Annotated in this window: 28 protein-coding genes; 14 read left to right on the top strand and 14 right to left on the bottom strand. The window is 65.1% G+C overall.

The genetic code is table 11. The features are described 5' to 3' along the window. Window positions 1-19 precede the first annotated feature (19 nt). The 5 genes from ACOGI7_RS13015 to ACOGI7_RS13035 all read right to left on the bottom strand — a co-directional run bounded on the left by ACOGI7_RS13015 (window position 20) and on the right by ACOGI7_RS13035 (window position 4293). Complete coding sequence (locus ACOGI7_RS13015; protein WP_419849184.1) at window positions 20-322, bottom strand: hypothetical protein; 303 nt, start codon at window positions 320-322, stop codon at window positions 20-22. A gap of 298 nt (window positions 323-620) precedes the next feature. Beyond that, entirely contained in the window at window positions 621-1562 is a 942-nt protein-coding gene (locus tag ACOGI7_RS13020) for a hypothetical protein (RefSeq protein WP_419849185.1), read from the bottom strand. A 9-nt stretch (window positions 1563-1571) separates the two neighbouring features. Next, the gene (locus tag ACOGI7_RS13025; protein ID WP_419849186.1) at window positions 1572-2291 is read right to left on the bottom strand and encodes a hypothetical protein; all 720 of its coding nucleotides are present in this window, start codon (window positions 2289-2291) and stop codon (window positions 1572-1574) included. Beyond that, window positions 2288-3427, bottom strand: coding sequence for a Rieske 2Fe-2S domain-containing protein (locus ACOGI7_RS13030; RefSeq protein ID WP_419849187.1), 1140 nt, complete (start codon window positions 3425-3427; stop codon window positions 2288-2290). Before ACOGI7_RS13030 ends, ACOGI7_RS13025 begins: the two co-directional genes overlap by 4 nt. Window positions 3428-3480: 53 nt before the next feature. Then, the gene (locus tag ACOGI7_RS13035) at window positions 3481-4293 is read right to left on the bottom strand and encodes an oxidoreductase (protein ID WP_419849188.1); all 813 of its coding nucleotides are present in this window, start codon (window positions 4291-4293) and stop codon (window positions 3481-3483) included. 117 nt (window positions 4294-4410) lie between these two features. On the opposite strand from ACOGI7_RS13035, the gene ACOGI7_RS13040 reads away from it, so the two are divergent. Beyond that, window positions 4411-5232: an HpcH/HpaI aldolase/citrate lyase family protein gene (locus ACOGI7_RS13040; RefSeq protein ID WP_419849189.1), complete on the top strand. Its 822-nt coding sequence runs from the start codon at window positions 4411-4413 to the stop codon at window positions 5230-5232. 1 nt (window position 5233) lies between these two features. Here the strand turns inward: ACOGI7_RS13040 and ACOGI7_RS13045 are convergent, their stop codons facing one another. Together ACOGI7_RS13045 and ACOGI7_RS13050 are read right to left on the bottom strand one after the other, a co-directional pair. Continuing rightward, window positions 5234-6841, bottom strand: a complete 1608-nt coding sequence (locus tag ACOGI7_RS13045) for a nitrilase-related carbon-nitrogen hydrolase (protein ID WP_419849190.1) — start codon at window positions 6839-6841, stop codon at window positions 5234-5236. A 10-nt stretch (window positions 6842-6851) separates the two neighbouring features. Continuing rightward, window positions 6852-7604, bottom strand: coding sequence for an IclR family transcriptional regulator (locus ACOGI7_RS13050; protein WP_419849191.1), 753 nt, complete (start codon window positions 7602-7604; stop codon window positions 6852-6854). A gap of 171 nt (window positions 7605-7775) precedes the next feature. Between ACOGI7_RS13050 and ACOGI7_RS13055 the strand changes: the two genes are divergently transcribed. From ACOGI7_RS13055 to ACOGI7_RS13070, 4 genes are read left to right on the top strand one after another with little or no spacing between them, the layout of a single operon-like run. Continuing rightward, window positions 7776-8966 (top strand): CaiB/BaiF CoA transferase family protein, encoded by a 1191-nt coding sequence (locus tag ACOGI7_RS13055; RefSeq protein WP_419849192.1) that lies wholly within the window; start codon window positions 7776-7778, stop codon window positions 8964-8966. Next, window positions 8963-9790: a cyclase family protein gene (locus ACOGI7_RS13060; RefSeq protein ID WP_419849193.1), complete on the top strand. Its 828-nt coding sequence runs from the start codon at window positions 8963-8965 to the stop codon at window positions 9788-9790. The genes ACOGI7_RS13055 and ACOGI7_RS13060 overlap by 4 nt, the downstream gene beginning before the upstream one ends. After that, window positions 9787-11196 carry an MmgE/PrpD family protein gene (locus tag ACOGI7_RS13065; RefSeq protein ID WP_419849194.1) on the top strand — a complete coding sequence of 470 codons (1410 nt, stop codon included), beginning with the start codon at window positions 9787-9789 and terminating at the stop codon, window positions 11194-11196. The genes ACOGI7_RS13060 and ACOGI7_RS13065 overlap by 4 nt, the downstream gene beginning before the upstream one ends. Beyond that, window positions 11189-12649, top strand: coding sequence for a dihydroorotase (locus tag ACOGI7_RS13070; protein WP_419849195.1), 1461 nt, complete (start codon window positions 11189-11191; stop codon window positions 12647-12649). Before ACOGI7_RS13065 ends, ACOGI7_RS13070 begins: the two co-directional genes overlap by 8 nt. Before the next feature lie 26 nt (window positions 12650-12675). On the opposite strand, the gene ACOGI7_RS13075 is transcribed toward ACOGI7_RS13070, so the two are convergent. Next, the gene (locus ACOGI7_RS13075; protein ID WP_419849196.1) at window positions 12676-13578 is read right to left on the bottom strand and encodes a hydroxymethylglutaryl-CoA lyase; all 903 of its coding nucleotides are present in this window, start codon (window positions 13576-13578) and stop codon (window positions 12676-12678) included. Window positions 13579-13610: 32 nt separating this feature from the next. On the opposite strand from ACOGI7_RS13075, the gene ACOGI7_RS13080 reads away from it, so the two are divergent. Then, a complete protein-coding gene (locus ACOGI7_RS13080) occupies window positions 13611-14807 on the top strand; it encodes a CaiB/BaiF CoA transferase family protein (RefSeq protein ID WP_419849197.1) in 1197 nt (398 codons plus the stop codon). An 18-nt stretch (window positions 14808-14825) separates the two neighbouring features. Beyond that, complete coding sequence (locus ACOGI7_RS13085; RefSeq protein WP_419849198.1) at window positions 14826-15455, top strand: N-carbamoylsarcosine amidohydrolase; 630 nt, start codon at window positions 14826-14828, stop codon at window positions 15453-15455. On the opposite strand, the gene ACOGI7_RS13090 is transcribed toward ACOGI7_RS13085, so the two are convergent. Further along, window positions 15448-16383, bottom strand: coding sequence for a zinc-binding dehydrogenase (locus tag ACOGI7_RS13090; protein ID WP_419849199.1), 936 nt, complete (start codon window positions 16381-16383; stop codon window positions 15448-15450). The genes ACOGI7_RS13085 and ACOGI7_RS13090 overlap by 8 nt on opposite strands. A 95-nt stretch (window positions 16384-16478) precedes the next feature. Here ACOGI7_RS13090 and ACOGI7_RS13095 point away from each other — a divergent pair, with 95 nt between their 5' ends. The 4 genes from ACOGI7_RS13095 to ACOGI7_RS13110 all read left to right on the top strand — a co-directional run bounded on the left by ACOGI7_RS13095 (window position 16479) and on the right by ACOGI7_RS13110 (window position 20639). Continuing rightward, the gene (locus ACOGI7_RS13095) at window positions 16479-17033 is read left to right on the top strand and encodes an HD domain-containing protein (protein WP_419849200.1); all 555 of its coding nucleotides are present in this window, start codon (window positions 16479-16481) and stop codon (window positions 17031-17033) included. Beyond that, window positions 17030-17590 carry a dCTP deaminase gene (gene dcd / locus ACOGI7_RS13100; RefSeq protein WP_419849201.1) on the top strand — a complete coding sequence of 187 codons (561 nt, stop codon included), beginning with the start codon at window positions 17030-17032 and terminating at the stop codon, window positions 17588-17590. The genes ACOGI7_RS13095 and dcd overlap by 4 nt, the downstream gene beginning before the upstream one ends. An 80-nt stretch (window positions 17591-17670) precedes the next feature. Then, the gene (locus ACOGI7_RS13105) at window positions 17671-19251 is read left to right on the top strand and encodes a glycerol-3-phosphate dehydrogenase/oxidase (protein WP_419849202.1); all 1581 of its coding nucleotides are present in this window, start codon (window positions 17671-17673) and stop codon (window positions 19249-19251) included. Then, on the top strand, window positions 19248-20639 hold the full coding sequence (locus ACOGI7_RS13110) for an FAD-binding oxidoreductase (RefSeq protein ID WP_419849203.1): 1392 nt from the start codon (window positions 19248-19250) through the stop codon (window positions 20637-20639). Before ACOGI7_RS13105 ends, ACOGI7_RS13110 begins: the two co-directional genes overlap by 4 nt. A gap of 62 nt (window positions 20640-20701) precedes the next feature. Here ACOGI7_RS13110 and ACOGI7_RS13115 read toward each other — a convergent pair whose 3' ends face one another. The 4 genes from ACOGI7_RS13115 to ACOGI7_RS13130 form a co-directional block, all read right to left on the bottom strand. Then, the gene (locus ACOGI7_RS13115; protein WP_419849204.1) at window positions 20702-21022 is read right to left on the bottom strand and encodes a helix-turn-helix domain-containing protein; all 321 of its coding nucleotides are present in this window, start codon (window positions 21020-21022) and stop codon (window positions 20702-20704) included. Window positions 21023-21033: 11 nt separating this feature from the next. Further along, window positions 21034-21357 (bottom strand): type II toxin-antitoxin system RelE/ParE family toxin, encoded by a 324-nt coding sequence (locus ACOGI7_RS13120; RefSeq protein WP_419849205.1) that lies wholly within the window; start codon window positions 21355-21357, stop codon window positions 21034-21036. 120 nt (window positions 21358-21477) lie between these two features. Beyond that, window positions 21478-23373, bottom strand: a complete 1896-nt coding sequence (locus tag ACOGI7_RS13125; RefSeq protein WP_419849206.1) for a DUF262 domain-containing protein — start codon at window positions 23371-23373, stop codon at window positions 21478-21480. 26 nt (window positions 23374-23399) lie between these two features. Then, entirely contained in the window at window positions 23400-23582 is a 183-nt protein-coding gene (locus ACOGI7_RS13130; RefSeq protein ID WP_419849207.1) for a hypothetical protein, read from the bottom strand. Window positions 23583-23804: 222 nt separating this feature from the next. Here ACOGI7_RS13130 and ACOGI7_RS13135 point away from each other — a divergent pair, with 222 nt between their 5' ends. Genes ACOGI7_RS13135 through ACOGI7_RS13145 form a run of 3 tightly spaced genes read left to right on the top strand, consistent with a single transcriptional unit; the run spans window position 23805 to window position 26154 of the window. Next, window positions 23805-24458, top strand: a complete 654-nt coding sequence (locus ACOGI7_RS13135) for a TetR family transcriptional regulator (RefSeq protein WP_419849208.1) — start codon at window positions 23805-23807, stop codon at window positions 24456-24458. Next, on the top strand, window positions 24455-25258 hold the full coding sequence (locus ACOGI7_RS13140) for an SDR family NAD(P)-dependent oxidoreductase (RefSeq protein WP_419849209.1): 804 nt from the start codon (window positions 24455-24457) through the stop codon (window positions 25256-25258). The genes ACOGI7_RS13135 and ACOGI7_RS13140 overlap by 4 nt, the downstream gene beginning before the upstream one ends. After that, window positions 25255-26154, top strand: coding sequence for a TIGR03620 family F420-dependent LLM class oxidoreductase (locus ACOGI7_RS13145; RefSeq protein ID WP_419849210.1), 900 nt, complete (start codon window positions 25255-25257; stop codon window positions 26152-26154). Before ACOGI7_RS13140 ends, ACOGI7_RS13145 begins: the two co-directional genes overlap by 4 nt. Window positions 26155-26162: 8 nt before the next feature. On the opposite strand, the gene ACOGI7_RS13150 is transcribed toward ACOGI7_RS13145, so the two are convergent. After that, window positions 26163-26951, bottom strand: coding sequence for a polyphenol oxidase family protein (locus ACOGI7_RS13150; protein WP_419849211.1), 789 nt, complete (start codon window positions 26949-26951; stop codon window positions 26163-26165). Window positions 26952-26968 lie beyond the last annotated feature (17 nt).

The following is a 26968-nucleotide window of genomic DNA, read 5'->3' on the forward strand; positions in this document are numbered from 1 at the left end:
CTCTGTCCTTGTTGGGCAGCTAGTGGGCGGGCTCGGGGGCGTCTATCAGATGGGAGTAATGCTCCTGGGCGGCCTGGGAGGAAGTGCCGAGGATCTGGCCTATGCGAGTCCATGAGGTTCCGTTCGCTCTAGCTGCTGACACCGTTTCGATGATTTGCGACTCATTCCTGGGTCGGGCCGCGGCCGCACACCCGAGGTAGAACTCGGCGACGGGGATGTCCTCCCCCTCTGACCAGTCAAAGCTCTCGCACCAGTCAGCGACCGCATCCCAGTTACCGCTCGTCTTAGCGTCAGCGATCAATTCTCGAAGAGATTGGGTCATGTCGGTCACCTCAAGTAGTGGGTCCGTGCCGGCATCGCATGAATGATTCTAGGGGTTCCATCCGTATTCGCTACCCCCACTTCCAACATCCGGCCGCTGCGGTCGCTTCCAATGAACATCAACAAGTCATCCAGGCGGATGATCCGGATCGCGTTCCGGCATGCGTGGAGCGCATCGTCTTCCGCAACTCCATGTCGCCGTGCGCTGTCAGAGAATTGGAGCTGGGAGAAATCCAAATACACTGTAATAATATTATATTACATAACATGTGCCTAACAAGGTTCCCCAGGTGTTGCCGCTAGGCGTCGGGGGTGTAGGTGAGGGGGCCGAAGACTATGTCGGTCATGCGGTCGCCGTCGTAGAGCTTCCAGGCCACGGCCAAGGTGTAGTCGCGGTCGATGATGAACTCTCGGCCTTTGACTTTGAAGGGCTCGCTGACGTGGTGCTGGGAGGTGTAGAGGGCTCGGCCGTAGGCGATGGCGTTGCCCCACAGATCGGGGCCGTCGTAGGTGTAGCGGTTGCCGTGGGAGCGGGTGCGGATGAAGGTGTGGGAGTAGTCGATTTCGCCGGAGAGCTCCAGGACTTGGGTGGCGCGCACCAGGTCGATGGGGTCGTGGCGCAGGCGCACGCTCACGGTGCCCCGGCGCTGCTGGTCGGCCCCGAACACTTCGCACTCCCCGGTCCATTCGCCTCCGATGCGGTCGGGCACGGTGTGGGGCCAAGCGGCCATTTCCCGCTCGGCCTCGATGTGGGCGTCGATCCACGCCTTGGTGTCGGGATTGGTGTCGTAGTCGTGGGCGTTCAGGTACACGCCGTTGAACACCGAGAAGATGGTGGGGCCCTCATACAGCAGCGACGAGTACACCTGGGTCACCCCGTCGGGGAGGATCTGGTTCATGGTGTTGAGGTCGGCCCGCCAGCCCGGCGCGTAGTAGTGGGAGTCCACCAGTGAGCCATAGGGATGCCCGGCTCCGTAGAAGTCGGGACCCTGGTAGATGCGGTCGTTGCCCCGGTCGTCCACGCCGAACTCGAAGTCCCTGATCTCGAACCGATTGCGCAGCGGACCGGTGTTCATGAAATTGCACTGCATCCAGTAGGTGACCTTGCCGTCGGCGAAAACGCTGGCCCGGCTGACCTTGTTGAACCCGGTGTGGTTGCCCTCGGCGTCGAACACTGACGGCAGGCCGTACCACTCGCCGGTGATGCGCTGTTGCCACTCGGAGGCTTTGGATTCGCTCATGGGGTCTCCTCAGGTGCGGGCCGCGGTCTTCAGGCTGGCTTGGATGTCGGCGCTCGTCTCGGGGCCGAGCAATTGGTCGACTCGGGCCCACACCGGGTCGACTTCCGGATTGAAGATGGCGGCCCGGTTGCGGGCATCGCGATCAGAGAGCTGCTCGGCGGTGGCGCCGCCGGTGGCCTCGTCGGGCACACCGGCTTCCACCAGTCCCAGCCAGTGGTCGCGGTAGGAGGCCACTGCGCCGAACACGGAACGGAAGCCGTCCTCATCCGCCCGGTGGGCCAGCATCCATGCCGACATGAGCTGCCACTGGCGGGGCGACAAGTGGGCGGGGGTGAGCCCTTCGATCTGCATGGTCTCGTCGTGGACTTCGGTAAGCGGGCCGTAGCAATGGTCGATGTAAGCCAGGTTGGCGCCTGGGTCCAGCCGAGGGATCAGATCCAAGTGGAAGGCGTAGTGCGGTCCGGCCAACACCGAGTCGACCGTGAAGTGGGGCACCGGGCTGGCCGCCGGGGTGAAGGCGAAGCACATGTGGCTGTCGAGCCCGAATGCCTCCACTGTCATGCCCACGTACACCAGTTCCGCCACCCCGTCGCGGGCCAGCACCCGATGGGCCCCGACCGGCGATTCGTCCATGGCCGAGGCCAGCGGAGTGTGCACGGTCTCCTCCAGGTCCAGTCGGCTGGCGATGGCCTCCACGGTTCCGATGCAAAGATCAGCCGACAGGCTCATGATCGGTCCTCGCCGACAGCGGGGAACACCCAGGCGTTGGCCAGCTCGGGGTCGCCGGTGCGCCCCGGCGAGGGAATCACCGCCGCGGCCCGCATGGCCTCCTCGTCCGGCGGGGTCTCGAGCGCCCAACCCTTGTCGATCTGCTCCTGGCGCCAGCGGCGGTAGGCCAGTTGGATGGAGTCGGACTTGACGTGGAGCTCGGCGGACAGGTCGAACGGCAGCAGCTCCGGCCGCTGGCCCTCAACGGTGGGCTGGTCTTCCAGGAAGATCTTGATGGTGCGGTCGTAGGAGTTCTTGTCGGCCCAGCCCCCGGTGAAGAACGTGCGCAGCATGCAGAACTTGGAGACGGTGACGTGCTCGTCGCGGGGCACCGCGGCGGTGAAGATGCGGATCTCGCCCATGGGCAGCCGCACGATGAGCATCGACACGTTGGGCGGGTAGAACCCGGTGGAGGTGCTCACCGGAGGGCGGTCCTTCTTGGAGATGAACCGCCACATGCCCGACGGGCGGGGCGGTTCGAGCTCCACGGTGGCCGTGACCGACGCCAAATGGCCGTTGACCCGGGTTTCGTCGAGGTCGAAGTCTTGGATCTCGGGTTGATCTTTGTTGCCGAACGAACCGGAATGCACGAAGGGGGTGTGGGCGATGTCCACCGCGTTCTCCAGCACCCGGTCGTAGTTGGCCTGCCAGGTGAACTCGCCGATGATCGCCCGGTATCCCTCGGCCCTGGCTTCGGTGTGCTCCTCAAGCCCATCCAACTCGGGCACCGGGGGCCGATCCTCGGGGGCCAGATCGCCCAAGAACACCCACACGAAGCCGTAGCGCTCGATGCAGGGGTAGGTGTCGATCCGGGCCTTGCGGGGAATGGGCAAGCCCGGGCGGTTGGCGGGTATCTCCACGCAGTCCCCGTCGGCTCCGTAGCGCCAGCCGTGGTAGGGGCACTGCACGCAGTCGCCCACCACCGAGCCGCCGGCCAGAGAGCCGCCCCGGTGCACGCACAGGTCGGACTGGGCGTTGACCGTGCCGTTCGGGCTGCGCCACAGCACCAGGTCGTGGCCGTGGACCCGGGCCAGCACCGGCTGGTCGGTCACCCACTGTCCGAATTCCACGGCATACCACTGGTTCTTGATCAACATGGCGCTGTCCTCTCCAGTCGGTGTGAGTTGCCGATCAACATGCCAGCTCCCCCTCAGCCGGGTCGGGGCAAAACCCGGTCGCCGCCCCACAGGGCCCGCACCAGACGGTCGGTCATCTCCTCCCCGAAGAAGCGCACACCCATGACGTTGGCCGGGTCTCTCTCGGCGATGTTACGCCGCCGGGTCAGATCGTCGGCGGCCAGCTGCTCCCGGCGCTCCAGTGGCACGGGCTCGGCCTCGTCCACCCACGCCAACCACTGGTCGACCCGCCGGTGGGCCAGCTCGCTCACCTGGTTGAGCCGGCCCTCGTCGTAGGTCTGGCCCGGAGTGGTGAAGCAGACAGCCACTTCGCTCAGAGCCTGGCGCACGTACAAGGCCCGGGAAGTGAACGGCGCCAGCCCTTCGTCGGCCCGCAGCTCCAAGAACTCCTCGTTGAGCGGACCCCAGTACTTGTCGAGCGAGTCGGTGTCGAGCATGAGATCGGAGCGAGGGTTGTAGTCGATGTAGAACCACAGGTCGGGAAGCGTTCCCCAGGCGATGCCCAGATGGGGCACATCAATGTGAGGACCGAGCCAGGCGGTGACGTGCATGTTGGTGAACCCCAGCGGCGGGTTGCCGATCCACGAGTGGATGAGCCAGTCCATCTCCGGGCCGGTGTAGCCGGCCAGCCGTCCCGCGGGGAACTCGGCCTCGCCCCGGTACGACTCCAGGTCTTCGGTGCTGGGGTCGCGTGACAGCTCAAAGCGGGCCTCGATCTTGGCCATGAGCTCTTCGGTGATCGACCACAGTCGGTTGAACGTGGGCGTGGCGTTTGTGGGGCCCCGTTCGTCGAAGATGTCTTGGACGCCCTTCAGCGTCTCGCGCATTGGTGCTCCGGTCTCGTCAGCGGCACACTGTTCCGGTAAGCGGAACAACGTTTCGTTAGTCTGACAGTAGGGCCAGGCCAAACCAGTGTCAACCAGCCGCGAGGAGCCGAGAATCCGATGAGCCGCACCACGCTTTATGTCCCCGGAGATCGTCCCGACCGCTTCGACAAGGCGCTGACCTCGGGAGCTGACGCCATCATCTGCGACCTCGAGGACGCGGTGGCCGAAGCGGCCAAGGCAACCGCCCGAGCGGCGGTGGGCCAGTGGCTCCGGGCCAATCCCGGCGTGCCGGCCTGGGTGCGGATCAACAACCGCCCCGACATGGTGGACGAGGACGCCGAACTGCTGCGGTCGCTGGTTTCCGATGGCGTGGGCTTTGCCGGCGTGGTCGTGCCCAAAGCCGATGCCGCAGCCTGCTCGATCGACTTCGGCGGCTGCCCGGTGACCGCTCTCATCGAGTCGGCGGTGGGGGTGGCTGAGATATACGAGATCGCCGCGGTGCCCGAGGTGGTACGCCTGGCCTTGGGCGAGGCCGACCTGGCCGCCGACATGGGCATGCAGCCATCGCCCGACGCTCTGGAGATGTGGCCCATCCGCACTCGGGTGGTGGTGGCTTCGGTCGGCAAGGGGCTCGAAGCACCCTGTGGGCCGGTGTTCACCAACCTCGACGACGACGCGGGGCTGGCCGCCACCAGCGAATCGCTTCGCCGCCACGGCTTCGGCGGCCGGTCGGTGATCCACCCCAAGCAGGTGGCCGCAGTGAACGCCGCCTTCACCCCCACGGATGACGAGATCGCCCGGGCGGAGGCGGTGGTGGCCGCTTTCGAGGAGGCAGCGGCCGAGGGTCGGGTGGTAGCGGTGCTCGACGGTGAGTTCATCGACGCGGCAGTGATGCGCTGGGCCCGGGCGGTGCTCGCCCGAGTACCGGCGGATCGCTAGGTCAGCCCTCAGCCATAGCTTGAGCCACTGGCTCAACTAGTGCCGCGGAGGCTCGCCATGGGCGCCCGCCTACCAGGTCGGTGTCCTTGGACACCTCTCGGTTCACTGCCCGGCCGGGGTGCAGCGAGCCGATCAGCAGATCGTCGTCGGGTTCGGCCCGCTGACTAGTCGGGGTGTTGATGGTGCCGTTGTAGGGGCTTGACCGGTTGGGGTTCCACAGCGAATCGGCTGGGGGGTCGAGCAGCATGGTGGCGGCCAGCGGGCCGAGGGGTCCGCACGCCGCCACGCTGACCCGGTTCTCCGCGGCCCGTTCGACCAGGGCCAAGTCGCATTCCCAACGGTGCTCAGGCTGCCAGCACACCGCGACCAGATGGGCTCCGGCGATGGCGGCCAGTCGGAAGGTCTCGGGGTAGCGGTGATCCTCTCCCACGATCACCGCCAAGTCGCCGAACGGCGTCGGGTACAAGCTCATCTCGCTGCCCAACCGGGTGACACCACCGTGGCGGTCGCAGTGGTGGATCTGCGCCTGTTCGTGGACAACGCCATCGGCCGACCACACCTGACCGAGGTGCTGGCTATCCCGCAGGACAGTGGTCACCACCAGCACGCCGGGAGGGATGCTCGGTGGCGGCGGCGTCAGCTCGGGCAGCACCACCAGGGAGGCTCCGGCACCAATGGCCTCGGCGACCAGCTCGGGAGATGACTGGGCGCCGGGAATGCATCCAGCGACCACCTCGGATTCCAGGTCGCTGGCGGGATGGGCGGTGTGGGATTGGGCCAGTGGGCCGTACACCTCTGGTCGGCGGTCCCGCAGCCGATCCGGCTCAACCCGGGACAGGTCCAAATCGGCCACGACCACTGCCTCACCGGTGCGGGGGGCCATGGCCAACACCGTGCCGTCGGGGGCCACGATCTGGCTCTCCCCCGCGCCATTCAGAGCCTCTGGGGGCACGCCCAGTGCTTGGCTGAACGCCGGCACCTGTTCGGCGGGCAGCAGTGGACCCACCTTGTTGGCGGCCACCACGTACACCCCGTTCTCCACCGCCCGCACCGGGATGTGCAGCCTGGCCTCGTCGAGGGCGAACGAGTTGAGGCTGTTCAACAGCAGACGGGCGCCCCTCACGGCGAACGTGCGGGGCACCTCGAAGGTCACCCCGTCCATACATGAGTACAGCCCGACCGGGCCGAATGCGGTGTCAGCCACCGGACTTACCTCTGCGCCCGCGTTCAAGTGGGCCCGTTCGTTGCCCATCAGCATCTGCTTGTCGGCCGTAGCGGCCAGCTCCCCTCGGGGATCGATCAGCACATTGGTGGCGGTTACCCGGTCGCCACCCCGGGGGACGGTCACCGTCAACGAGGTGTAGACGCCGTGCTCTGCGGATCGCCGGGTCAGCGCCCCCAGCCAGGGGCCGTCGAGCGACACCGCCACCGAGCGGCAGTGGTCCTGGTCGTCGTACACCGAGAGGTGGTTGCAGAACTCGGGCATCACCACCAGCTCGGCCCCCTCGGCGGCGGCCGCGTCCAGCATCCGCAGACAGGTGGCCAGGTTCTCGTCGAGGTCGGTGCCGGTGGCGAACTGCACCGCAGCCGCTCGAACCTGGTCCGTCACTGGCCAGTCCTTAGTTGGTGGGGCGGGCCCCGAGCTTGGTCGAGAGCCCTCGGGTGGCCTCAACCACCGCGGCGGCCGAGCGGGCGATCTTGTCGCGGAACCGCTCCAGCGGTCCGCTGATGCTGATCACCGCCACTGGTTGGTGGTTGTGGTCGAGGATGGGCGCGGCCACCGAGCCAGCGTCATGCTGGCGCTCTCCCAGCGACACCGCGAAGCCCTGCTGGCGGATGCGGTCCAGCTCGGCGCGCAGCTCGTCGACAGACACGATGGTGGCCTCGGTCAAAGAGTCCAGCGGATTCTCGGCCAGGTAGTGGTCGATCTCGCCGTCGCTGAGCCAGGCCAGGAACGCCTTCGACGAAGCGCCGGCATGCAGCGGGAACGATCCGCCGATGGGCACGGTCATCTTCACCTCGCGGGGAGGAGTGATCTGGGCCACGTAAACCCGGCGGTTGCCGTGGCGCACCGACAGGGTGGCGGTCTCGTCGGTCTCGGCGCTGAGCCGGCGCATCTCTTCCAGCGCCAAGTCCCTCACGTCGAGTTGATCGCGGTAGGCCGCGGCCAACTCCAGCACCGCGGGCCCCAGCGCGTAGCGCCGACTCTCGGGGTCGACGATGAGCAGGCCGCGTTCGCACAGGGAGGTGAGAATCCGGTGGACCACCGCCTTAGACACCCCCAGCTCGCGCGAAATCTCGGTGACGCCCAGCGTGCTCGACGACCGCGAGAACAGGAACAGCACATCCACGGCTCTCTCGATTGCCGCCACTCCCCGACCCGAACCAGACACCGAGTCCGAATTTTCTGCTGTTCCGCTCAGAGGAATGACCATACCGCGAAGCTGGTGTCTTCACCCATAATTCCCTGTTGATGGTTGCCTGAACCCGCCAAATTGGGGAACACTACAAGCAATGTTCCACTGGGAGAAACGTCGTTCCGCATGATTGGCCCTATCGCCGATCTACGGGTCATCGACGCCTCCACCGTTCTGGCCGGACCGCTGATCGGCCAGATCATGGCTGATTTCGGTGCCGACGTGATCAAGGTCGAGCACCCCCTCACTGGTGACAGCCTGCGGGGCCACGGTGCGCAGAAGGACGGCCGCGGGCTGTGGTGGAAGATGGTGGCCCGCAACAAGCGCTGCTTGGGCTTGGATTTGAGCCATCCCGAGGGCGCTGAGGTGTTCTTGGACCTTGCTTCCACCGCCGACGTGGTGATCGAGAACTTCCGGCCTGGCACGCTTGAGCGCTGGGGTCTGGACTGGGATGTGCTGTCCGACCGCAATCCGGGCCTGATCTTGTGCCGGGTCACCGGGTACGGGCAGACCGGCCCCTACGCCGATCGGCCCGCGTTCGGCACGCTGATCGAGGCGATGAGCGGTTTCGCCCACATGACCGGCGAGGCCGACCAACCCCCTACCCTGCCGCCCTTCGGCTTGGCCGACAGCGTGGCCGGTTTCAGCGGAGTGGCTGCGGTGATGATGGCAGTCCACCACCGCCACGCCACCGGCAGGGGCCAGGTGGTGGATTTGTCGATCTTGGAAACCCTGGCCGCCGCGCTCGGCCCCCATGTGGTCACCTGGGATCAGACCGGTCACATCGCCCAGCGGTCGGGCAACCGCTCGTCCAACAACGCGCCGCGTAACACCTATCTCACCGCCGACGGCTGCTGGGTGGCGGTGTCGAGCAGCGCCGACTCCGTGGCCCGCCGAACTATGGAACTGGTGGGCCGAGGAGATCTGGTGTCCGAACCCTGGTTCGCCACCGGAGCCGGTCGAGCCGAGCACGCTGAAGAGATCGACGAGGCCCTGTCCTCATGGATCGGCGAACGGACGCTGGCCGACGTTGTGGACGCGTTCGCCGCCGCAGAAGTTGCCGTGGCGCCGGTCTACGACGTGGCCCAATATGCCAGCGACCCCCAAGTGCAGGCTCGGGAGGCGATCACCGCGGTAGACGACCCCGACCTGGGTCCGGTTCGTATGCAGAACGTGCTCTTCGGACTTTCAGCCACGCCGGGGACCATCCGGCACACCGGTCGTGATCTGGGGGCGGATACCGACGAGGTGCTGAAAGAGGTTGGACTGAGCGTTGAGCAAATCGAGGACTTGCGAGCCAAGCAGGTGGTGGCATGAGCAGCTCGAGCCAAAGCGTGAGCACGGCGGGGCTGATCGACTTGGTGGCCCAAGCCACGGTGTATGACTTGGGCCGAACGCTGCGAAATGGCGTGGCCCAATCACCCAACCATCCCCAGTTTCACCACTGCCTGGACCGGCGCCACGGCGATCGAGTGCGAGCCGACGGCGGTTCGGCCGCAGCCGATCTGCTCACCACCGGCTGCCATGTCGGCACCCACGTTGATGCCCTGGCCCACGTCAGCCACCAAGGCCAGCTCTACGGAGGAGTCGACGCTGCCGAGGCCCAAGCGGGCGACAGCTTCACCGTGCTGGGAATCCACGAGCTTTCGCCGTTTGTGGGCCGAGGTGTGCTGTTGGACATTCCCGGGCTGCTGGACGTGGAGATATGCGAGGGCGGCCACGAAATCACCGTCGCCGAATTGGAGAACGCCGTCGCCCGCCAAGGAACGCCGATCCAACCTGGCGATGCCGTGCTGGTGCGCAGCGGATGGGGGGCGCACTTCGACGATCCCGAGCGCTATCTGGGCACTGACACCGGCGTGCCCGGGGTAGGGGAAGCCGGAGCTCGGTGGCTGGCCGACCAGGGCGCTGCGCTGGCTGGCGCCGACACTCTGGCCTTCGAGTGCCTGCCCGCCGGACAGGGCCACGCTCTGCTGCCCGCCCACCGGGTGCTGCTGGTAGAAGAGGGCATCAACATCATCGAGGCGCTGGACCTTGACCGCTTGGCTGCCGACGAGGTGTACGAGTTCGTGTTCGTGCTGTCCCACCTGAACATCTACGGCGCAACTGGCGCTCCGGTCCGACCGCTGGCCCTAGCATGACCCCGGTCCTTTCGCAGCTCAGCACCATGGCCAGCGGTCCGGTGCCCGAGGCGGTGCGAGCTGGCATCCCCTCTCGCATCATCGACATCGTGGGGATCGCGGTACGGGCCAGCGTGCTGGACACTTCCCGCGCTGTCGTGGGTTTCGCCGCCGACCAGGGTTCCGCCCCTAAAGCCACTCCCATTGGCGGCGGTCGGGCAACCTCCGCGGCCGAAGCGGCATTTGTCAACGGCGTGCTGGCCCACTCGCTCGACTACGACGACACCCATCTGCCTTCTATCCTGCACCCCAGCGCATCGGTGGTGCCTGCCTCGCTGGCTGTGGCCGAATGGCAGGGAGTATCCGGCGCAGCCCTGATCGATGCAGTGGCGGCGGGCTTGGAGGTCACGGTACGCCTGGGCATGGGCGGTTACGACCGCCAGGCCCGCCAGTCGGTGTACTTCGAGCGGGGCCAGCACGCCACCTCGATCTGCGGCGCGGTGGGGTCGGCGGCGGCCGCCGCCCGTCTGCTCGGCGCCGATGCCGACGGAATCGCCCACGCCATGGGTATCGCGTGCAGCATGGCCAGCGGGATCATCGAGGCCAACCGAGCCGGGGGCACGGTCAAGCGGCTCCACTGCGGCTGGGCCGCCCGAGCCGGGATCACCGCGGCCCAACTCGCCGCCCGAGGCATCACCGGCCCGCCCACCGCCGTGGAGGGCCGCTTCGGTCTGTTCCAGGCCTACCTAGGCGACCAGGCCGACTGCGAGGCGGTCACCGCCGATTTGGGAGAGCGCTGGGAGGCCGACCGCATCTTCTACAAGCCCTATCCAGCCAACCACTTCACCCACACCGGCATCGACGCGGCCATCGCCCTTCGCTCAAAGGGATTGGACCCCGAAGACATCGTCACCGCCACCCTGGAGGTGGCCCCGCCCACCGTTCGCACCATCGGCGAGCCCATCGAGGCCAAGCGGGAACCGGAAACCGGGTACCAAGCCCAGTTCAGCGGTCCCTACACCGTTGCCGCCGGGTTCTTGGGCGGGGGTGGGCTGGGAGTGGGATTGGCCGATTTCACCGATGAGCTGGCCTGCGACCCGGATCGGCGAAAGCTGATGGCCCGCATTGAAGTAATGGGTGACCCCCGATTGATGGCCATCTACCCCGACCAGCTTCCCGCCCGGCTGACCGTGACCACGATCTCGGGCCACACCCTGGTGGAGGAGGTGCTGGCCAACCGGGGCGGTCCCGACCGGCCCCTGTCGGCCACCGAGTTGGCGGCCAAGTACACCGACAACACTGCGGGTTTGGTGGCCGACGATGTCGCCAGCCGAATCTACGATGCCTTATCCGGCTTGGCCGCGGCACCGTCGGTCACCGGATTGCTGGCACCACTGCTCGACCCCATAGGAAGCAGCCATGACTGACACCGTGATCACCGGTGCCAAGGTGGTTCGGCCCGACACGGGCACGGTTGACGAGGTTGACATCGCCATCACCGACGGAAAGATCAGCGATTTGGCCGTAGGCCTGGCCGCTTCCGCTGAACCCACCACGGTATTCGACGCCACCGGCCTCATCGCCTTCCCCGGATCGGTGGACGCCCACACCCACATGGGCATCTACAACCCGTTGGACCAAGATGCCACCAGCGAGAGCCGAGCCGCTGCCCAGGGCGGCACCACCACGGTGCTCAACTACATGCGGACCGGCCAGTACTACCTCAACCGAGGCGGCCCCTACGCCGAGTTCTTCCCCGAGGTACTGCGCCTCATCGACGGTCGCAGCTATGTGGACTACGCCTTCCATCTCGCCCCCATGCAGGCCTCCCACATCGACGAGATACCCATGCTGGCCACCGAATTCGGGGTCACCTCGTTCAAGATCTTCATGTTCTACGGCGGCCACGGCTTGCACGGCGCGAGCGACGACCAGGCCAGCTTCTTGATGACCCCGCCCGACGAGCGCTACGACTACGCCCACTTCGAGTTCATCATGCGGGGAATCGCCGAGGCTCGTCAGGCCCATCCCGAACTGGCCGATGTGCTCTCACTCTCCATGCACTGCGAGTCGGCAGAGATCATGACTGCCTACACCAAGTTGGTCGAGGCCGAGGGCAGCTTGGCTGGATTGGCCGCCTATTCGGCGTCCCGGCCTCCCCACTCCGAAGGGCTGGCCGTGACCGTGGCGTCGTATTTGGCCCACGAGACCGAAGTTGCCAACATCAACCTTTTGCACCTGTCATCGGCCAAGGCCATGGACGCCGCCCTGCGCATGAGCCGGTGCTTCGAGAACGTGGACTTCCGCCGTGAGGTCACCATCGGGCATCTGCTGGTGGACATCGAGACCTCGGGCGACCCGTGGGGAAAGGTCAATCCCCCGATCCGACCCCGACCCGATGTGGAGGCGCTGTGGGAGCACGTGCTGGCCGGCGAAGTCGACTGGGTGGTGAGCGACCACGCCTGCTGCCGGGCAGAGGCCAAGGTCTCCGCCGAGAATCCCGATGACATCTGGCTGGCCAAGAGCGGTTTCGGGGGCACCGAGTACCTGCTGAACGGGCTGTATTCCGAAGGCACCAAGCGGGGCTTGGGACTGCCCGACATGGCCCGGCTGCTGTCGTGGAACCCAGCGCTGCGCTACGGCCTGGGCACCAAGGGCACCATCGGCGTCGGCTACGACGCCGACATCGCCTTGCTCGATCCGGGGGTCAGCCATGTGGTGCGAGCCGCCGAGTCGGAGTCCAGCCAGGGCTACACCCCGTTCGAGGGCCAAGAGCTCACCGGCAGGGTCAGCCATGTCTGGATGCGAGGCCAGCGCATCCTGTCCGACGGACAAGTGGTGGGCAGCCCTCTCGGGCAATACCAGAAGAGGCCGACATGATTGCCCCCCGCGCTGGCCTCAGGAGATCACTTCGGAGTGGGAAATCCCCCGGCCTTGGCCACCAGGCTGGGCACGCCGTGGCCGAGTTGGGTCTCCAGCCATGCGGTGGTGTCGATGAGCGCGTCGAGGTCGAGCCCGGTGTCGTAGCCCATCTCATGCACCAGATACACCACGTCTTCGGTGGCCACGTTGCCGGTGGCCTTGGGAGCAAAGGGGCAGCCCCCCACCCCGCCGAGGCTGGAGTCGAACACCCGCACGCCGGTGTCGATTGCGGCGGCGATGTTGGCCAGCGCAGTGTTCCGGGTGTTGTGGAAGTGCCCTCGCAGCGTGATCCCGGGTGCCCGCTCTCGGGCCCCGGCGAACAGGTCGGCCACTTGGGTGGGAACACCGGCCCCGATGGTGTCGGCCAGGGCCAGCTCGTCGGGTTGGGTCTCGGCCAGCTCGCCCACGATGTCAAGCACACTCTCAGCGGCCACCCGCCCCTCGTACGGGCATCCGCACACCGCAGAAACGGTGACCGCGGTCTTGACGCCAGAGGCTCGGGCGGCATTGCTGATGTCTCGCCACCGCTGCACCGACTCGGCCACTGTGGCCCGCTGGTTGGCCTGGGAGAACGCCTCGGTGGCCACCACCACCCCGCAAACCTCGTCGACCCCGGCGGCGATGGCCCGCTCAACCCCTCTTTGGTTGAGAGCCAGCGCGCTGTAGCTCACCTCGGCCGACCGGGGCACGCCAGCCATTACCGCATCCCCGTCGGCCATCTTGGGCACCGCCTTGGGGCTGACGAAGCTGGTGGCCTCGATGCGAGTGTGGCCGGCCGCGGCCAGCCGCTCGATGAGCTCGACCTTTTGGGCGGTGCTGAGGTCGGCGGGGTCGGCCTGCAAGCCGTCCCGGGGGGCCACCTCCACGATTTGAATGCGCTCGCTCACAGCAAGTCTGAGCATAACCAGGGAGGACGAACATGACCGGGGCTCTCACCGATATCCGGGTGATCGAAATGGGAACCCTGCTGGCCGGGCCGTTCTGCGGCCAGCAGCTGGCCGACCACGGTGCTGAGGTGATCAAGGTAGAGCCGCCGGGCACCGGCGACCCCATGCGGGTGTGGGGCCAGGAGAAGGCCGACGGCAAGTCGCTGTGGTGGCCGGTGGTGGGCCGGGGGAAGAAGTCGGTCACCATCAACCTGCGGGAGGCCGCCGGCCAGGATCTGGTGCGCCAACTGGCGGCCAATGCCGATGTGCTGGTGGAGAACTTCCGCCCCGGCACGCTGGAGAAGTGGGGCCTGTCGCCTGCGGAGCTCCACGCCGTCAACCCCCGGCTGATCATCACCCGGGTTTCGGGGTACGGGCAGTCGGGGCCGTATACGTCCCAGCCCGGCTTCGGCGCCATTGGCGAGGCCATAGGCGGCATCCGCTACACCACCGGTGATCCCGAGAAGATGCCCAGCCGCACCGGCATCAGCATCGGCGACACCCTCACCGCCATGTTCGCCACCATCGGAACCCTCAACGCCCTCCACGCCCGCCAGCGCACCGGCAAGGGGCAGGTGGTGGATGCCGCGCTGTACGAGTCGGTGCTCGCGGTTATGGAGTCGCTGCTCACCGAGTACCACGTGGCCGGGTTCATTCGAGAGCGCACCGGTTCGATGATTCCCAACATCGCGCCGGCCAACGTCTACCCCACCCGCGACGGCAAGATGCACCTGATCTCCGGCAACCAGGACACTGTGTGGCGGCGGCTGGCCGAGGCGATGGGCCGCCCCGAGCTGGGCGACGATCCCCGCTACGCCACCCACCTCGCCCGAGGCGACAACCAGATTGAGCTCGACGAGCTGATCGCCGAGTGGACAGCCACCGTCGACGCCGAGGACCTGCACCGGCTGCTGAACGAGCACGGCGTGCCCAACGGCCAGATGTATCGTGCTCCCGAGATGCTGGCCGACGAGCACTTCGCCGCCCGCCAGGCCATTGCCTGGGTGAACAGCCCCGACTTCGGCTCGATCCCCATGCAGAACGTGGTGCCCAAGCTGTCGGACACCCCCGGAGATATCGAGTGGTCGGGGCCGACGCTGGGCCAGCACAACCAAGAGGTGTTCGGCGGCATCCTCGGGCTCGACGATGATGCGGTTGACCAGCTCCGGGCCGACGGTGTCATCGGCTGATGAGGGGAGTAGATCAGCATGACCGATGACGGGTTGGCCGAGGACTATCGCCAGGCCGGGTTTAGCAACCGATTGGGCTTCGGCGAGCATCCCGCGCTGGTGGTGGTGGACTTCTGCCAGGCGTACTTGGACGAGCAGTCGCCGCTGTACGCCGGCGTGGAAGACGCCCGAGAGTCGTGCATTCGGATCTTGGCCGCCGCCCGCAGTGCCCAGATCCCGGTGCTGCACACCAGGGTGGAGTTCCAGCCCGGCGGCGCCGACGGCGGGATCTTCTTCCGCAAAGTCGCCGCGCTGGAGTGCTTTGTGCGGGGCAATCCGCTGGCCGAGTACGGCGACGGCCTGGAACCGGCTGACAACGAGGTGGTGGTGGTCAAGCAGTACGCCTCGGGATTCTTCGGCACATCGCTGGCCTCCACGCTGACCTCCCTGGGTGTCGACACGCTGATCATCACCGGCGTGTCAACCAGCGGCTGCGTTCGGGCCACCGCGCTCGACGCCTGTCAGCACGGGTTCGTCCCCATCGTGGTGCGCGATGCCTGCGGCGACCGAGACCAGCGCGTCCACGAGGCCAACCTGTTCGACCTCGACGCCAAATACGCCGACGTGGTGTCCGAGCAGGAAGCGCTCGACCAGCTGTCCTCTAGGTGATCAGCACAGCTTTGCCGAGCTTGCCGGGAACGGCGAAATACTCATAGGCCGCAGGCGCTTCAGACAGGGGGAAGGTGCGGGCAACGGGAACCCGGACTTGATCCGATTCCACAAGGGGGAGCACGTGGCGTTCTACCAACCGGGCGACGGCGGCGCGCTGCTCCAGGGGGCGGGGCCGGAGTGTGGAGGCGAACATCCGGATCCGCTTGACCATGAGCAGCGCCAGGTTCAGCGTGACCTCCGACCCTGCGCCCACGCCGATCACCACAATGCGCCCTTCGGTGGCCAGGGCTTCCAGGTTGGCGGGCCAGTTGGGAGCACCTACCAACTCGAGGATCACATCGAATGGCCCGGCGTCCACGAAATCGACCGGGTCGATGGCGTGAGCACCCAACTCAGCTACTGCACCGCGGGAGTCGGGGTTGCGCACGGTCGCGGTCACCTGAGCGCCAGCGGCCGCGGCCAACTGCACAGCGGCCACTCCCACCCCTCCCGCGGCACCATGGATGCACACCCGCTCGCCCATGGCCAGACCGGCTTGGGTGAACAGGGCATCGTGGGCGGTGGCGAATACCTCGGGGAGTCCCCCTGCGCTCTCCCAACCCATCGACTCAGGCACCGGCATGGCCAACGGCTCGTCCACCACGCAGAACTCAGCCTGCCCTCCCCCCTGGACAACCGCCATGACCCGGTCACCGGTTGAAAACCGCTGGCAGCCCGAACCGGCGGCCACCACTTCCCCGGCCATCTCCAATCCGCCGGTGGCCGGCGCTCCCGGCGGCGGAGCGTAGCCCCCTCGGGCTTGGGCGATATCGGCGCCGTTCAGTCCTGCGGCCCGCACCTCCACCAGCAGCTGCCGGTGGCCCGGTTCCGGGTCGTGCACCTCGCCGGTCGTTACCCAGCCTTCTTGGAAAATCACCGCTCTCATCAGCCCTGCAATCTAGTGGTGTGTCGCAGAAAGACTGGTCAAAACGGCTTTTTGCGGGGGTGTCCTGGCGACATCTATGCCGTAGGCTTTCTGCCATGACCACACTCACTCATGCCACGTTCACCCGCATGGACGAGTCCACCGCCGAAGACTGGGTGGCATCCATCCCGGCCCACCAGCACGTCGAACAGGGGTTGGCTGACCGAGTTCTCCGGGAGTTGCGGGATCTGGCCTCCGGGCCCCAGGGATTCGCCGTCGACCGGCTGGTCCACAGCATCCAGACCGCCCACCGGGCCGAAAAGGCCGGGCGGGACGACGAATATCTGGTGTGCGCGCTGGTCCACGACATCGGCGACCTGCTGACCCCCAACAACCATCCCGATCTGGCTGCCGCCATCCTCAAACCGTTCGTGTCGGAGGCCAATCTTTGGATGGTGCAGATGCACGGCGTCTTCCAGGGGTACTACTTCTGGCACCACGTGGGGTTGGACCGCAACAGCCGCGACGCCTACACCGACCACCCCCACTACGACCGCTGCGCCGAGTTCTGCGCCGAATACGACATGCCTGCGTTCGACCCGTCCTACCCCACGCCGCCCTTGGAGCACTACGAGCCGCTGGTGCGGAGCTTCTTCGCCCCCAGAGCGTGATCCTCTCCGACGTATCTATCCGCAAGGAGTTGGAGGCGGGCCGCATCGAGATCGAGCCGCTGGCCGACGGCGCCATCCAACCGTCTTCGGTCGACCTGCGCATCGACCGGCATTTCCGGGTGTTCCGCAACCACACCGAGGGTCTGATCGACGTCAAGAAGAACATGGACGCCCTCACCGAGCCGGTGGAGATCGAGTCCGACGGGGTGTTCATCCTCCATCCCGGCGAGTTCGTGCTGGGTTCCACCCTGGAGCGAGTGCGGATTCCCGACGACCTGGTGGCCCGGCTGGAGGGCAAATCGTCGCTGGGGCGCCTCGGGCTTTTGATCCACTCCACCGCCGGGTTCGTGGACGCCGGGTGGAACGGCCGCCTCACCCTGGAGCTGTCCAACGTGGCTACCCTGCCCATCACCCTGTACGCCGGCATGAAGATCGGCCAGATCTCCTTCATCCGCATGACCACCCCCGCCGAGAACCCCTACGGCTCCTCCGAGGCCGGCTCCAAGTACCAAGACCAAGCCGGCCCCATCCCCTCCCGCTACTGGAAGAACTGGTAGTGGGGAGCGACAGACATAGCTAAGCAGTGTCTGAAACCGCTCTTTCGACGTCGCTGACGCCGAACTCACGTTCTGGGCTATTGGCCGAGCTGGGGGGCGAGCGGTTTGATCTGGTGATAATTGGTGGGGGGATCACCGGGGCGGGGGTGGCGCGGGATGCGGCCCGACGTGGGCTGCGGGTGGCGCTGGTTGAAGCCAGCGATTTTGCCGCGGGAACCTCGTCCCGCTCCTCCAAGCTGATCCACGGCGGATTGCGCTATCTGGCCATGGGGGAGGTCGGGCTGGTGCGGGAGACGGCGCGGGAGCGCCAGGCCGTACATCAGATGGCACCGCATCTGGCCGAGCCGTGCTGGATGGTGGTGCCGGCTCGCAGCCGGGCCAGCCTGATGAAGATCCGGGCCGGAATCGGCGCCTACGAGAAGCTCGGCGCCGTGACCGACGCCGACCGGCACCTCAGCTGGGATCGGGACGCTCTTGGCGAGCGAGAGCCCTGCCTCCGGCGGGACGAGTATCCGTGGGTATGCGCCTACCGGGAGTACATGACCGATGACGCCCGCCTCGTTCTGGCCGTGCTGCGCGATGCGGTGGGCGCTGGTGCCCAGGTGGCGAGCAGGCTGCCGGTAGTGGACGTGATCTGGGAAGGGGATCGGATCGACGGGGTGGTGACCGAATGCGGGGTGAGCGGCAACCGGGTGGAGATCCGCTCTGATGCGGTGGTCAACGCCACCGGACCTTGGGTGGAGCGCCTAGCCAACCTGGAGGAGAAGAGCGCTGCCGACCGCCTCCACCCCTCCAAGGGAATACACATCGTGGTGGACGCCGTCCGGCTCCCTGTGCGGAACCTCGTGATCATGGAAACCCATGACAAGCGCAGCATCTTCGTGCTGCCCCGAGGCGACTCTGTGGCCGTCGGCACCACCGACACCAGCTATCACGGGAGCCAGTTTCTTTGGCCCGAGATCGAGCAAACCGACGTGGAGTACCTGCTTCACCCGCTCAAGCGCTACTTCGATATCGAGCCTCCAGGCCTCGACGACGTGGTGGCGGCCTGGTCGGGGGTACGCCCGCTGGTGGCCCAAGAGGGCAAGGAGGCCACCGAGATCTCCCGCAAGGAGGAGGTGTGGGTGGGAACTGGGGGGATGATCACCGTCGCGGGCGGCAAGCTCACCGGCTTTCGCACCATGGCGATGACGGTGCTTGATTTCGTGGCTGAGCGGTTGGGCCGGTCGCTGGGGCCAGGGCCGGGACCCGATCCGATCCCCGGCGGTAATTTCTCATCTGATCTCGATGGCCATGCGGCGTCGGTGGCCGCCACCGGCGTCGATCGCCCGCTGGCCGATCGCTTGGTGCGGCTCTACGGCGACGAAACCGGCCCAGTGCTGGCCCGGGGCGACGAACCGCTGGTTCCCGGCGGCCGGGTGGTGGCCGGCGAAGTGAGCTGGGCTGTGGAGGTGGACGGTGCTCTGACCCTCGAAGACTTCATCTATCGCCGCACTCGGGCGGCCTGGTACACGCCCGCCGAGCGTGTGGCCCTGCTCGCCCCGGCGGCAACTCGGATGGCCGATCTACTGGGATGGGACGAGGCCCGCACCGCCGCTGAGATCGAATCGGTTCAAGCCCGCTACGCCAGCGAGCTCCAATTCCAGGACAGTACCGGATGACGCTTCTCGACGAACTCGCCGGCCTGCTGGGCGACGATCTCCTTCTCGACCACGATGTCCGCCGAAGCCGAGCCCGCGACAGCTGGCCCCGCTCCGAGTTAGATCAGTGGCAAGGCCGGCTGGCGCTTCCTGCGGCGGTGGCGATGCCCTCGACGGCCCAACTCGTGGCCGAGACAGTGCGGAAATGCCGGGCCTACGGGGTGCCGATGATTCCCCGGGGCGCCGGGTCGGGCTGTGTGGGCGGAGTGCTGGCCTCCCCCGACTCGGTGGTGATTGGCACCGAGCGCTTGAGCGGGCTGCGGTGGCTCGACCCGGTGGACGGCTTGGCCGCATTCGGAGCGGGCACCATGGGCATCGACGCCGAGAACCGGGTGCGAGAAGACGGCTTCACCATCGGGCATTGGCCTCAATCGATCGAGATTTCCTCAGTGGGCGGATGGGTGGCCACCCGGGCCTCAGGCCAGTACTCCACCGCCTACGGCAACATCGAGGACATCGTGTACTCGGTGGAGGCTGTGCTGCCCGACGGGTCGATCTATCGGTCGCGCCCCACTCCCCGGGCGTCGGCCGGACCCGACCTGCGCCAGCTGCTGTTGGGCAGCGAGGGCACGCTCGGGATCATCACCGAAGTGACCTTCTCGTTGCGCCCGCTCCCCGAGCCGGGGGTGCGCCAGGCGTTCCACTTCGAGGACATGAGCGCGGGAATCGACGCGGTGCGAAGCGTGATTGTGCCCGGCTGGCGACCCCCGGTAGTGCGCCTCTACGACGCTGGCGAGACACGCCGCCACTTCCGCGACCACGTGCCCAAGGGACGCTGCGTGGCCATCTTTCTGCACGAGGGACCGCCCGGTCACGCGGAGTTGGAGGCCGCCGCGGTGGCCGAGCTGTGCCGGGCGGGGGGTGGCGAAGCGGCCGACTCCGGTGCAGTGGATCACTGGTTCGAGCACCGCAACACCGTGCCGACCTGGACCGAGCTGTTCGAGCAGGGCCTAGTGGCCGACACCATCGAGGTAGCCACCGGCTGGCGCCACTTGGCCCGTCTCTACACCGCGGTCGTCGAGGCCATCAGCGCGGTACCCACGGTGATCGCGGCCACCGCCCACACCTCGCACGCCTACCAGTCCGGGGCCAATCTCTACTTCACCTTCGCCGCCCAGCCGTCTGATCCCGACGAGTACCAGTCGGTCTACGACGCCTGCTGGACCGCGGCCATGGGCGCGGCCACGGACAGCGGCGCCGGCATCGCCCACCACCACGGCATCGGCCGAGTCCGCCGCCCCTGGATGGCCAACGAGCACGGCAACGCCGGCATAGATGTCCTTCGGGCCGTAAAGGCCGCACTCGACCCCCAAAATCTAATGAACCCCGGGGTCTTGATCCCCGACTGACCGCAATCGCTCCAGCCGTTGCATTCCGAACCACATCAGCAACAAACCCTGACCCCGGGGAGTCATGCGACTTGGACTGCATCAGTGAGCTTGTCGGGAACATCAGCTGGGAACGACAACACGAGATGCCTGTCGAGCGCCGTCGCGACCCGGGCGAGTGTGTCGATCCGATTCTTCGCACCGCCACCTTCCTCAAGCCGAGAGATGACCGACTGAGTGGTGCCCATCCGGTCGGCAAGCTCTCGCTGGCTCAAGCCAGCTTCGGTCCGCAGTTCAAAGATGAGCTGTCCCAAATCAAGATCCTGCTCGATCCCGGCCCGCGTTTCGGCGGACGGTTCGTCTTTGGTCTTCTTGATGTCTTCCCATCTGGACAAATTGGCCATCGTGCTCCCTTCTACGGATTGTACTTGGCGCATTCCTGAGCGATATTTCGAGCCCGAGCAATTTCGGCCCGCTCGTTGTTCCGTTGCTTACGGAATGTTGTCAACAAGATGATGCGGCCATCACCAGTAAATCTGTAGGTGATACGCCGAGCAGTTGCACCGAGTGTGAACCGGACTTCGAATAGACCCTCGCCAAGACTTCGTGACAGCGGCATTCGCGCTCGAGTCCCGAGGGAACCGAGTCGGTCAACCACGGTCACCGTCCGTTCCCATTCGGTATGGCTGAGCTCGTCGAACCATTCGACGACCTCATCGTGCGCCTCAATCTCAGCCACACATAGCATCATTGCAAATGTGCGATGATCGCACAAGAGCGATCATGCGCGCCGTCACAGAGTGACGCGCTCGATCCGAGACTTCTCGCCTACGGAAGCCTACCGTTCAATGTGATTCACTCATTGCGACTCGATTGTGCTGCTGAAGGCAGACGTCTTCGACAGTTCCTCAGCGGACGGCCAGATTGCAATTGCGATTGTCGCGAGCGCATCGGCTCGTTCCGAGATGCTCTCTTCATCCCATGATTCGTTGTGTGCAAGTCCGTAGTTGATGACCAAGGACTTCTGCTTCTCGAACTCCTGCTTCTTGAATATCCAGCCGAGATGCGAGACGGAACCATTGAACGACGATGTCACCAGGGTGAGATTTCCGATCCGGTCCACGGCCCGGTCGCGCACATCGGAGAGGCTCAGCCACTGTGGATCCGAGGTATCTTCCTCAACGGCTGAGCCGTCCTCATGGATGAGCGGCCAGTGGTCCTGCCATCTCTGGGGCATCACGTGCTCGATCTGAAGATTGTCGTACTCAATGCTCGCTGGCGGCTCGTTAGGATCTTCGTTGCGAAGTCGTTCGTCGATGGCACCCAGCAGCAAACGAATTCGCGCCTGAGATATTCCCCGGTAGTACTTCCGCTCTCGAAACGCCCATCGGATGTCTGCATCGGTCGGCCAATCGAGGAAACCACCTTGGAGGCCGGTGACTACAGCTTCAGCAATGTCGACGTTCTTCTCTGCCGCCTGCTTTGCCTCACGGAGCACACGGGAGAAATGGGTGCCATATCCTCGTGTCTGCCAGCCGACAAAAACGCGCCTCAATGCCCAAGATTCGATGGCTCGCACAGCCCGAACATGGTCTTCTGGGTGTAGCTGGGTAGGACTGACCGTTCGTAGCCAGGTGAGCAGCGGCACAGCGGTCATGATTTCAAGTGACCTGACCCGACCGTACGATACTGCCAGTCGTTCGTCCTCGCAGGAAGCTGCGTTGTACATGACCTTGTACGCCTCTGCAAAGATGTTCAGTTCTTGGAGGATCATCTCCGTTTCCGGCCCGTCTTCTAGGTAACCGCGCACCTCGCGGTAGAGGTGCCCAACGTTCGCTTCCTTACCGGTCGCAGCGGTTAGCCAAACCGAAAGCAATACATCGCGATGACCTCTCTGTGCGTGACCGCGCCCAACCTCCTTCTTCCACCAGTCGTCATCGAATTGGGCCCAGTACTTGTCGTAAAGCACTTCTACGTCTTCGTCGTTAAATTCGCTGCGCAAGAAAAGTAGGTTCTTCACCAAATCAATTGCCGAAAGCGGCGTCTGGCGACCGTTGAGAACCTCGAAGATCACTTGGGCATCGTCATTGTCGTCGAGGTCTATAACAACCAGTTTGAACAGGCTCGATATTGCGTCTGACAGTGCAACCAGTCGCGGCACTTCAAGTTTTCCATTGCCGTCTTGCGCGAACTCTCGGGCGGATTTGGCGAAGAACTCTCGCGCTTCTAGATACCGATGATCGCTGGCACAGTTCTCCGCCGAGGGTTTATCATCAAGCGCACTCGGCCAGACCTCTCGATCCTTGCGGCGCGGCCAAAGCTTGTACACCTCTTCGTGCCTTTCAACGACGTCATCCGGATTGAAGAGCATTCGACGAACTGACTTGGCACGATCCGCCTCCTCCTCCTGAAGAACGTCAAGAAGGCCTCGGATCATCAGCAGGACGGTTGTCAGACGCTGCTGTCCGTCGATCACAGAACGAGGCGCTATGCCGCCAGCAGGGAAGGGTAGCCCCGCACAAACTATGGCTCCAAGAAAATGGGGCGAGATGCTTTGCTCCCTGCTCGTCAGCGAGGATCCGGTCGGCCCAATGAGCCGCACCTCAAGGAGGCGCTCGGCGGCATTTTCTAGATCTTCAAATAACAGCTTCCACTGTCCTTCTAGCGTCCACTCGTAATCGCGCTGAAATGTCGGGATTATGTACCGGCGCTCCGGCTTGAGGATCTCCTGTAATGAGTATGTCTTTGCGTCCATTCATCCCCCTCTATGGTCGGGCCCGCTCAAAGGGACGGGCGGGTCGATTTTGGTGTGAAAGGAAAGCCACCATCGCCTGTCAGCCAGTCGTTTGCGGTCCCGAACATGTGGTCGTCGAAGCTCCGCACCGGCACGCTGACATCCTTGTCGCCATCGAACGCTGGGATCGAATCTTCTGCTGTATTGAGCATCCGATCGCGCTTTGCCACGCGTGGTGAGAACTGCAGCGGAGGGGGCTTCGGCCTTTCACTATGCGGCTAGGACATGCAGTCACCACACGTCGCCCAGGGCCACAAAACCTCATGAATCCCGGTGTCTTCATCCCAGACTGACGATCCCGAGGACAGATCCGCCTCGACGGGGCCACAGCCTTCACTGCAAGTAAAATGGCAGAAGTTGCTATATGTCACATTCTGTCATAATATTGATACGTGGATGCCAAACGGCATAGCGCCAAGAAACTCGAAACGGGGCTTCGAGAGCGCAAGCGTGATCGGACGCGGCGGGCGCTGAGGGAGACGGCGGTGCGACTGTTCGCCGAGAACGGCTATCACGAAACGACCGTCGACGAAATTGCCGAGGCCATCGAAGTCTCTCCTCGAACCTTCTATCGCTATTTCCCGAACAAAGAAGAGGTGCTGTTCGACGAGTCAGCCGACATGAGGGCAACAGTGGCCGAGGTGCTCGCCGAGGCAAAGCCCGGGGTATCGCTGGTTGAAGCCATCACTTCAGCGGTGGTCGAGGTTGCGGCCACCTACGACAGCCAATCCGTGCAGTTCCAGCAGCTCGCGCGAATCCTGATGGCTTCTCCGGAGCTTCGCTCTGCCGGGCTAGAAGACCTTCACCGCTGGGAGGCGGTCTATGTTCCGATCATCGCCCGCCATCTCAAGGGCAACCCCGATAGTGATCCGACTATCCGAGTTCTTGCCGGAGCAGTTGTCGCCGCCCAGCGCATCGCTCACGACCGCTGGATGGAGGGAGGGCAGCGACAGGCGATGGCCTCACACGTCAAAGAGACCCTTGCCGTCTTGGAGCCGCTTTTCGTCGCCGTCGAGTCCACATTGCAGAGAGGCGGAACTCAATGAACCAAACGATGATTGAGCGATACCCAGGGTGGTCGTTGGTGACCGGCGCCTCTAGTGGGATCGGCCAGGCCTTCGCCCGGCATCTTGCCGCTCAAGGCATGAACGTCGCCCTAGTTGCCCGCACAAGAGACCGCCTCAACGAGATGGCCAATGAGCTGAGCAAGCAGCACTCGGTATCAACGACAGCGATCACCGTGGATCTCGCAGACCCGACTGCTGCCCAACACATCTCAGAAGAGATGGACTCGCTAGGAGCAAGTGTGAGTGTGCTGATCAACAACGCAGGCTTCGGATCGCTCGGACCCTTTCACGAGGCCGATCCCGAACGCATGATCGAGATGGTTGATGTGAACTGCCGAGCCGTTGTCGATCTGGCGGCCCGCTTCTTGCCCCCGATGGTTCAGCGAGGAAGCGGCGCCATGATCGTGACAGCCAGTATGGGGGCGTACATGGCCGTTCCCGGCTCAGCCGTCTATGCCGCGAGCAAGTCCTTCGATCTGATCTTCAGCGAATCACTGTGGGCCGAGCTGAGGCCCCACGGCGTCGACGTCCTCGGGCTGTCACCGGGAGCGACCGCAACCAACTTCCGACGCGCCTCTGGGATAAAGGGTGATACAAACCTCGGCGGCACCAATTCACCCGACGATGTTGTTGCATTTGCCCTGGCCAAACTGGGCCGGACACCCTCGGCTGTGCCGAACTGGCGCAATCGGCTGCCGCTCAAGCTCAACCGGCTCTTGCCAAGGCGCACAATCATCTCGATGACCCATCGGGTGAACACCCGCCGCCGAAGCCGATGACACTTCCGTTTGGGATTGGGCTCGGCTTTCGCTTCGACCATCTGACCGTCAGGGAAACGCAGGATCTTGCTAGACGCAGCGAGGAACTCGGCTACCGGGGTATCTGGCTGACCGATTCCTTCGGTCGAGACCCGCTCATCCATGCCGGCCAGTTGCTCGGTGCCACGAGCTCGCTCACAGTGGGCACTGCGGTGCTCAACATCCATCTGAGAACGCCCGAGTCGGTGGCCGGTGCCACCAATACGCTTGCCGATCAGTCCGACGGGCGCTTCGTGCTCGGAATCGGCATGTCGCATCCCGAGTTGATAGAGGATGCACTCAAGCGGACATACGCCTCACCGGTTGAGACCGTTACCCAATACTTGGGTGCCATCCGAGCATCCCTCTGGCTTGGCCCCGCGATCACAGAAACACCCCCAGTTGTGCTCGGCGCACTCGGCCCCAAGATGCTGGAAGCAGCAAGTGCGCACTTCGCCGGCGCCATCCCCGCTCAGATCCCACCCGAACTCACTGGCCGAGCCCGAGACACCATCGGCCCCCAAGCCTGGCTCGGGGTCAAGCAGTACGCCTGCCTTACCCAGGATCACGCAATAGGTCTAAATGCCGCCCGTGCTCGCCTGGCCGGAACCCTGGGAATGCGCAACTACCGGCGGCTCTTCCGCTCTGCCGGACTCACCGACGACGACTTCGCCAACGGAGGCAGCAACCAGTTGTGCGAGGCCATTGTGGCTATCGGACCAGCCGGCGCGATCGCCGAGCGAGTAGGCGAGCACTTCGCAGCAGGTGCCGACCACGTGGTGATCGAGCCGATCGGAGCCGAAGATCCCCACCTCATCGATGCGGAAGCATTCGAGCCGATCATTGATGCCGCCCGCGGTCAGATCGATCTCTGTTGAGGTGCCGTTCAAGTACCTTGCGGAGATCGCAGCATGGCTACGCCCATGCATCGACCCGCCTGGCCGGACTGACCGCGATGGGAGAAGAAGCGCCGGGCGTCCAGCGTGTCCATCCGACAGTCTTCAATGTTCTTGAGCCATACACCGGCGTCGAGCAATTGCTGTTTGACCATGAACGGGATGTCGAGATGGGGCTTATCGCCAGCGTCGTAAAGAACCGCCGGTTGCTGATGGAACTCCCCTTCGGCCTGCATGGCTTCGTTCATAGAGACTTCGAGGGAGAGCGGTTGCAGGCATGGACCGATTCCGGCCTTGATATCCCGTGGTCGACTGCCGAACTCCCGAGCCATGGTCTCGACAGTCTTCTGGGCGATGCGCCCGATCGCCCCGCGCCATCCCACGTGAACGATTCCGATGGCCGGTTGAGTCGGGTCGTAGAGCACCACCGGCGCACAGTCGGCCACCAGAACGGCCACCGGGATATTCGGCGTGCTGGTTACCAGCGCATCGCAGGCGGCCACCCCTAATTCCGCCGAATCGGCCCCCCGACCCCTGTCCTGTTCGCCGACAACCTTGATCCGAACCCCATGCACCTGGCGGGGCACCACCAATTCTCGGAAGTCGAAGCCGAGGCTGTCGCCCGCGACCTTGCGGTTGGCGACAACGCGCGCCGTGTCGTCCCCCACCTCAAAGCTCAGGTTCAGGCTGGCCAGATCACCCGTACTCACCCCACCGTCACGGCCCGTAACCGCGGCCAGCGCCTCGGGCCCGTCAAAGCTGAACCGAACTGAATTCATTGAGTCCTACCCTAGTA

This window comes from Candidatus Poriferisocius sp. (assembly GCF_965204145.1).
In the GTDB taxonomy this organism is placed as follows: domain Bacteria; phylum Actinomycetota; class Acidimicrobiia; order Acidimicrobiales; family Bin134; genus Poriferisocius.

What these genes read in the sequence shown, in the direction of transcription:
- ACOGI7_RS13015 (WP_419849184.1), bottom strand. Translation starts at nt 322, where the DNA reads ATGACCCAATCTCTTCGAGAATTGATCGCTGACGCTAAGACGAGCGGT.
- ACOGI7_RS13020 (WP_419849185.1), bottom strand. Translation starts at nt 1,562, where the DNA reads ATGAGCGAATCCAAAGCCTCCGAGTGGCAACAGCGCATCACCGGCGAG.
- ACOGI7_RS13025 (WP_419849186.1), bottom strand. Translation starts at nt 2,291, where the DNA reads ATGAGCCTGTCGGCTGATCTTTGCATCGGAACCGTGGAGGCCATCGCC.
- ACOGI7_RS13030 (WP_419849187.1), bottom strand. Translation starts at nt 3,427, where the DNA reads ATGTTGATCAAGAACCAGTGGTATGCCGTGGAATTCGGACAGTGGGTG.
- ACOGI7_RS13035 (WP_419849188.1), bottom strand. Translation starts at nt 4,293, where the DNA reads ATGCGCGAGACGCTGAAGGGCGTCCAAGACATCTTCGACGAACGGGGC.
- ACOGI7_RS13040 (WP_419849189.1), top strand. Translation starts at nt 4,411, where the DNA reads ATGAGCCGCACCACGCTTTATGTCCCCGGAGATCGTCCCGACCGCTTC.
- ACOGI7_RS13055 (WP_419849192.1), top strand. Translation starts at nt 7,776, where the DNA reads ATGATTGGCCCTATCGCCGATCTACGGGTCATCGACGCCTCCACCGTT.
- ACOGI7_RS13060 (WP_419849193.1), top strand. Translation starts at nt 8,963, where the DNA reads ATGAGCAGCTCGAGCCAAAGCGTGAGCACGGCGGGGCTGATCGACTTG.
- ACOGI7_RS13065 (WP_419849194.1), top strand. Translation starts at nt 9,787, where the DNA reads ATGACCCCGGTCCTTTCGCAGCTCAGCACCATGGCCAGCGGTCCGGTG.
- ACOGI7_RS13070 (WP_419849195.1), top strand. Translation starts at nt 11,189, where the DNA reads ATGACTGACACCGTGATCACCGGTGCCAAGGTGGTTCGGCCCGACACG.
- ACOGI7_RS13080 (WP_419849197.1), top strand. Translation starts at nt 13,611, where the DNA reads ATGACCGGGGCTCTCACCGATATCCGGGTGATCGAAATGGGAACCCTG.
- ACOGI7_RS13085 (WP_419849198.1), top strand. Translation starts at nt 14,826, where the DNA reads ATGACCGATGACGGGTTGGCCGAGGACTATCGCCAGGCCGGGTTTAGC.
- ACOGI7_RS13090 (WP_419849199.1), bottom strand. Translation starts at nt 16,383, where the DNA reads ATGAGAGCGGTGATTTTCCAAGAAGGCTGGGTAACGACCGGCGAGGTG.
- ACOGI7_RS13095 (WP_419849200.1), top strand. Translation starts at nt 16,479, where the DNA reads ATGACCACACTCACTCATGCCACGTTCACCCGCATGGACGAGTCCACC.
- ACOGI7_RS13110 (WP_419849203.1), top strand. Translation starts at nt 19,248, where the DNA reads ATGACGCTTCTCGACGAACTCGCCGGCCTGCTGGGCGACGATCTCCTT.
- ACOGI7_RS13115 (WP_419849204.1), bottom strand. Translation starts at nt 21,022, where the DNA reads ATGGCCAATTTGTCCAGATGGGAAGACATCAAGAAGACCAAAGACGAA.
- ACOGI7_RS13125 (WP_419849206.1), bottom strand. Translation starts at nt 23,373, where the DNA reads ATGGACGCAAAGACATACTCATTACAGGAGATCCTCAAGCCGGAGCGC.
- ACOGI7_RS13140 (WP_419849209.1), top strand. Translation starts at nt 24,455, where the DNA reads ATGAACCAAACGATGATTGAGCGATACCCAGGGTGGTCGTTGGTGACC.
- ACOGI7_RS13145 (WP_419849210.1), top strand. Translation starts at nt 25,255, where the DNA reads ATGACACTTCCGTTTGGGATTGGGCTCGGCTTTCGCTTCGACCATCTG.
- ACOGI7_RS13150 (WP_419849211.1), bottom strand. Translation starts at nt 26,951, where the DNA reads ATGAATTCAGTTCGGTTCAGCTTTGACGGGCCCGAGGCGCTGGCCGCG.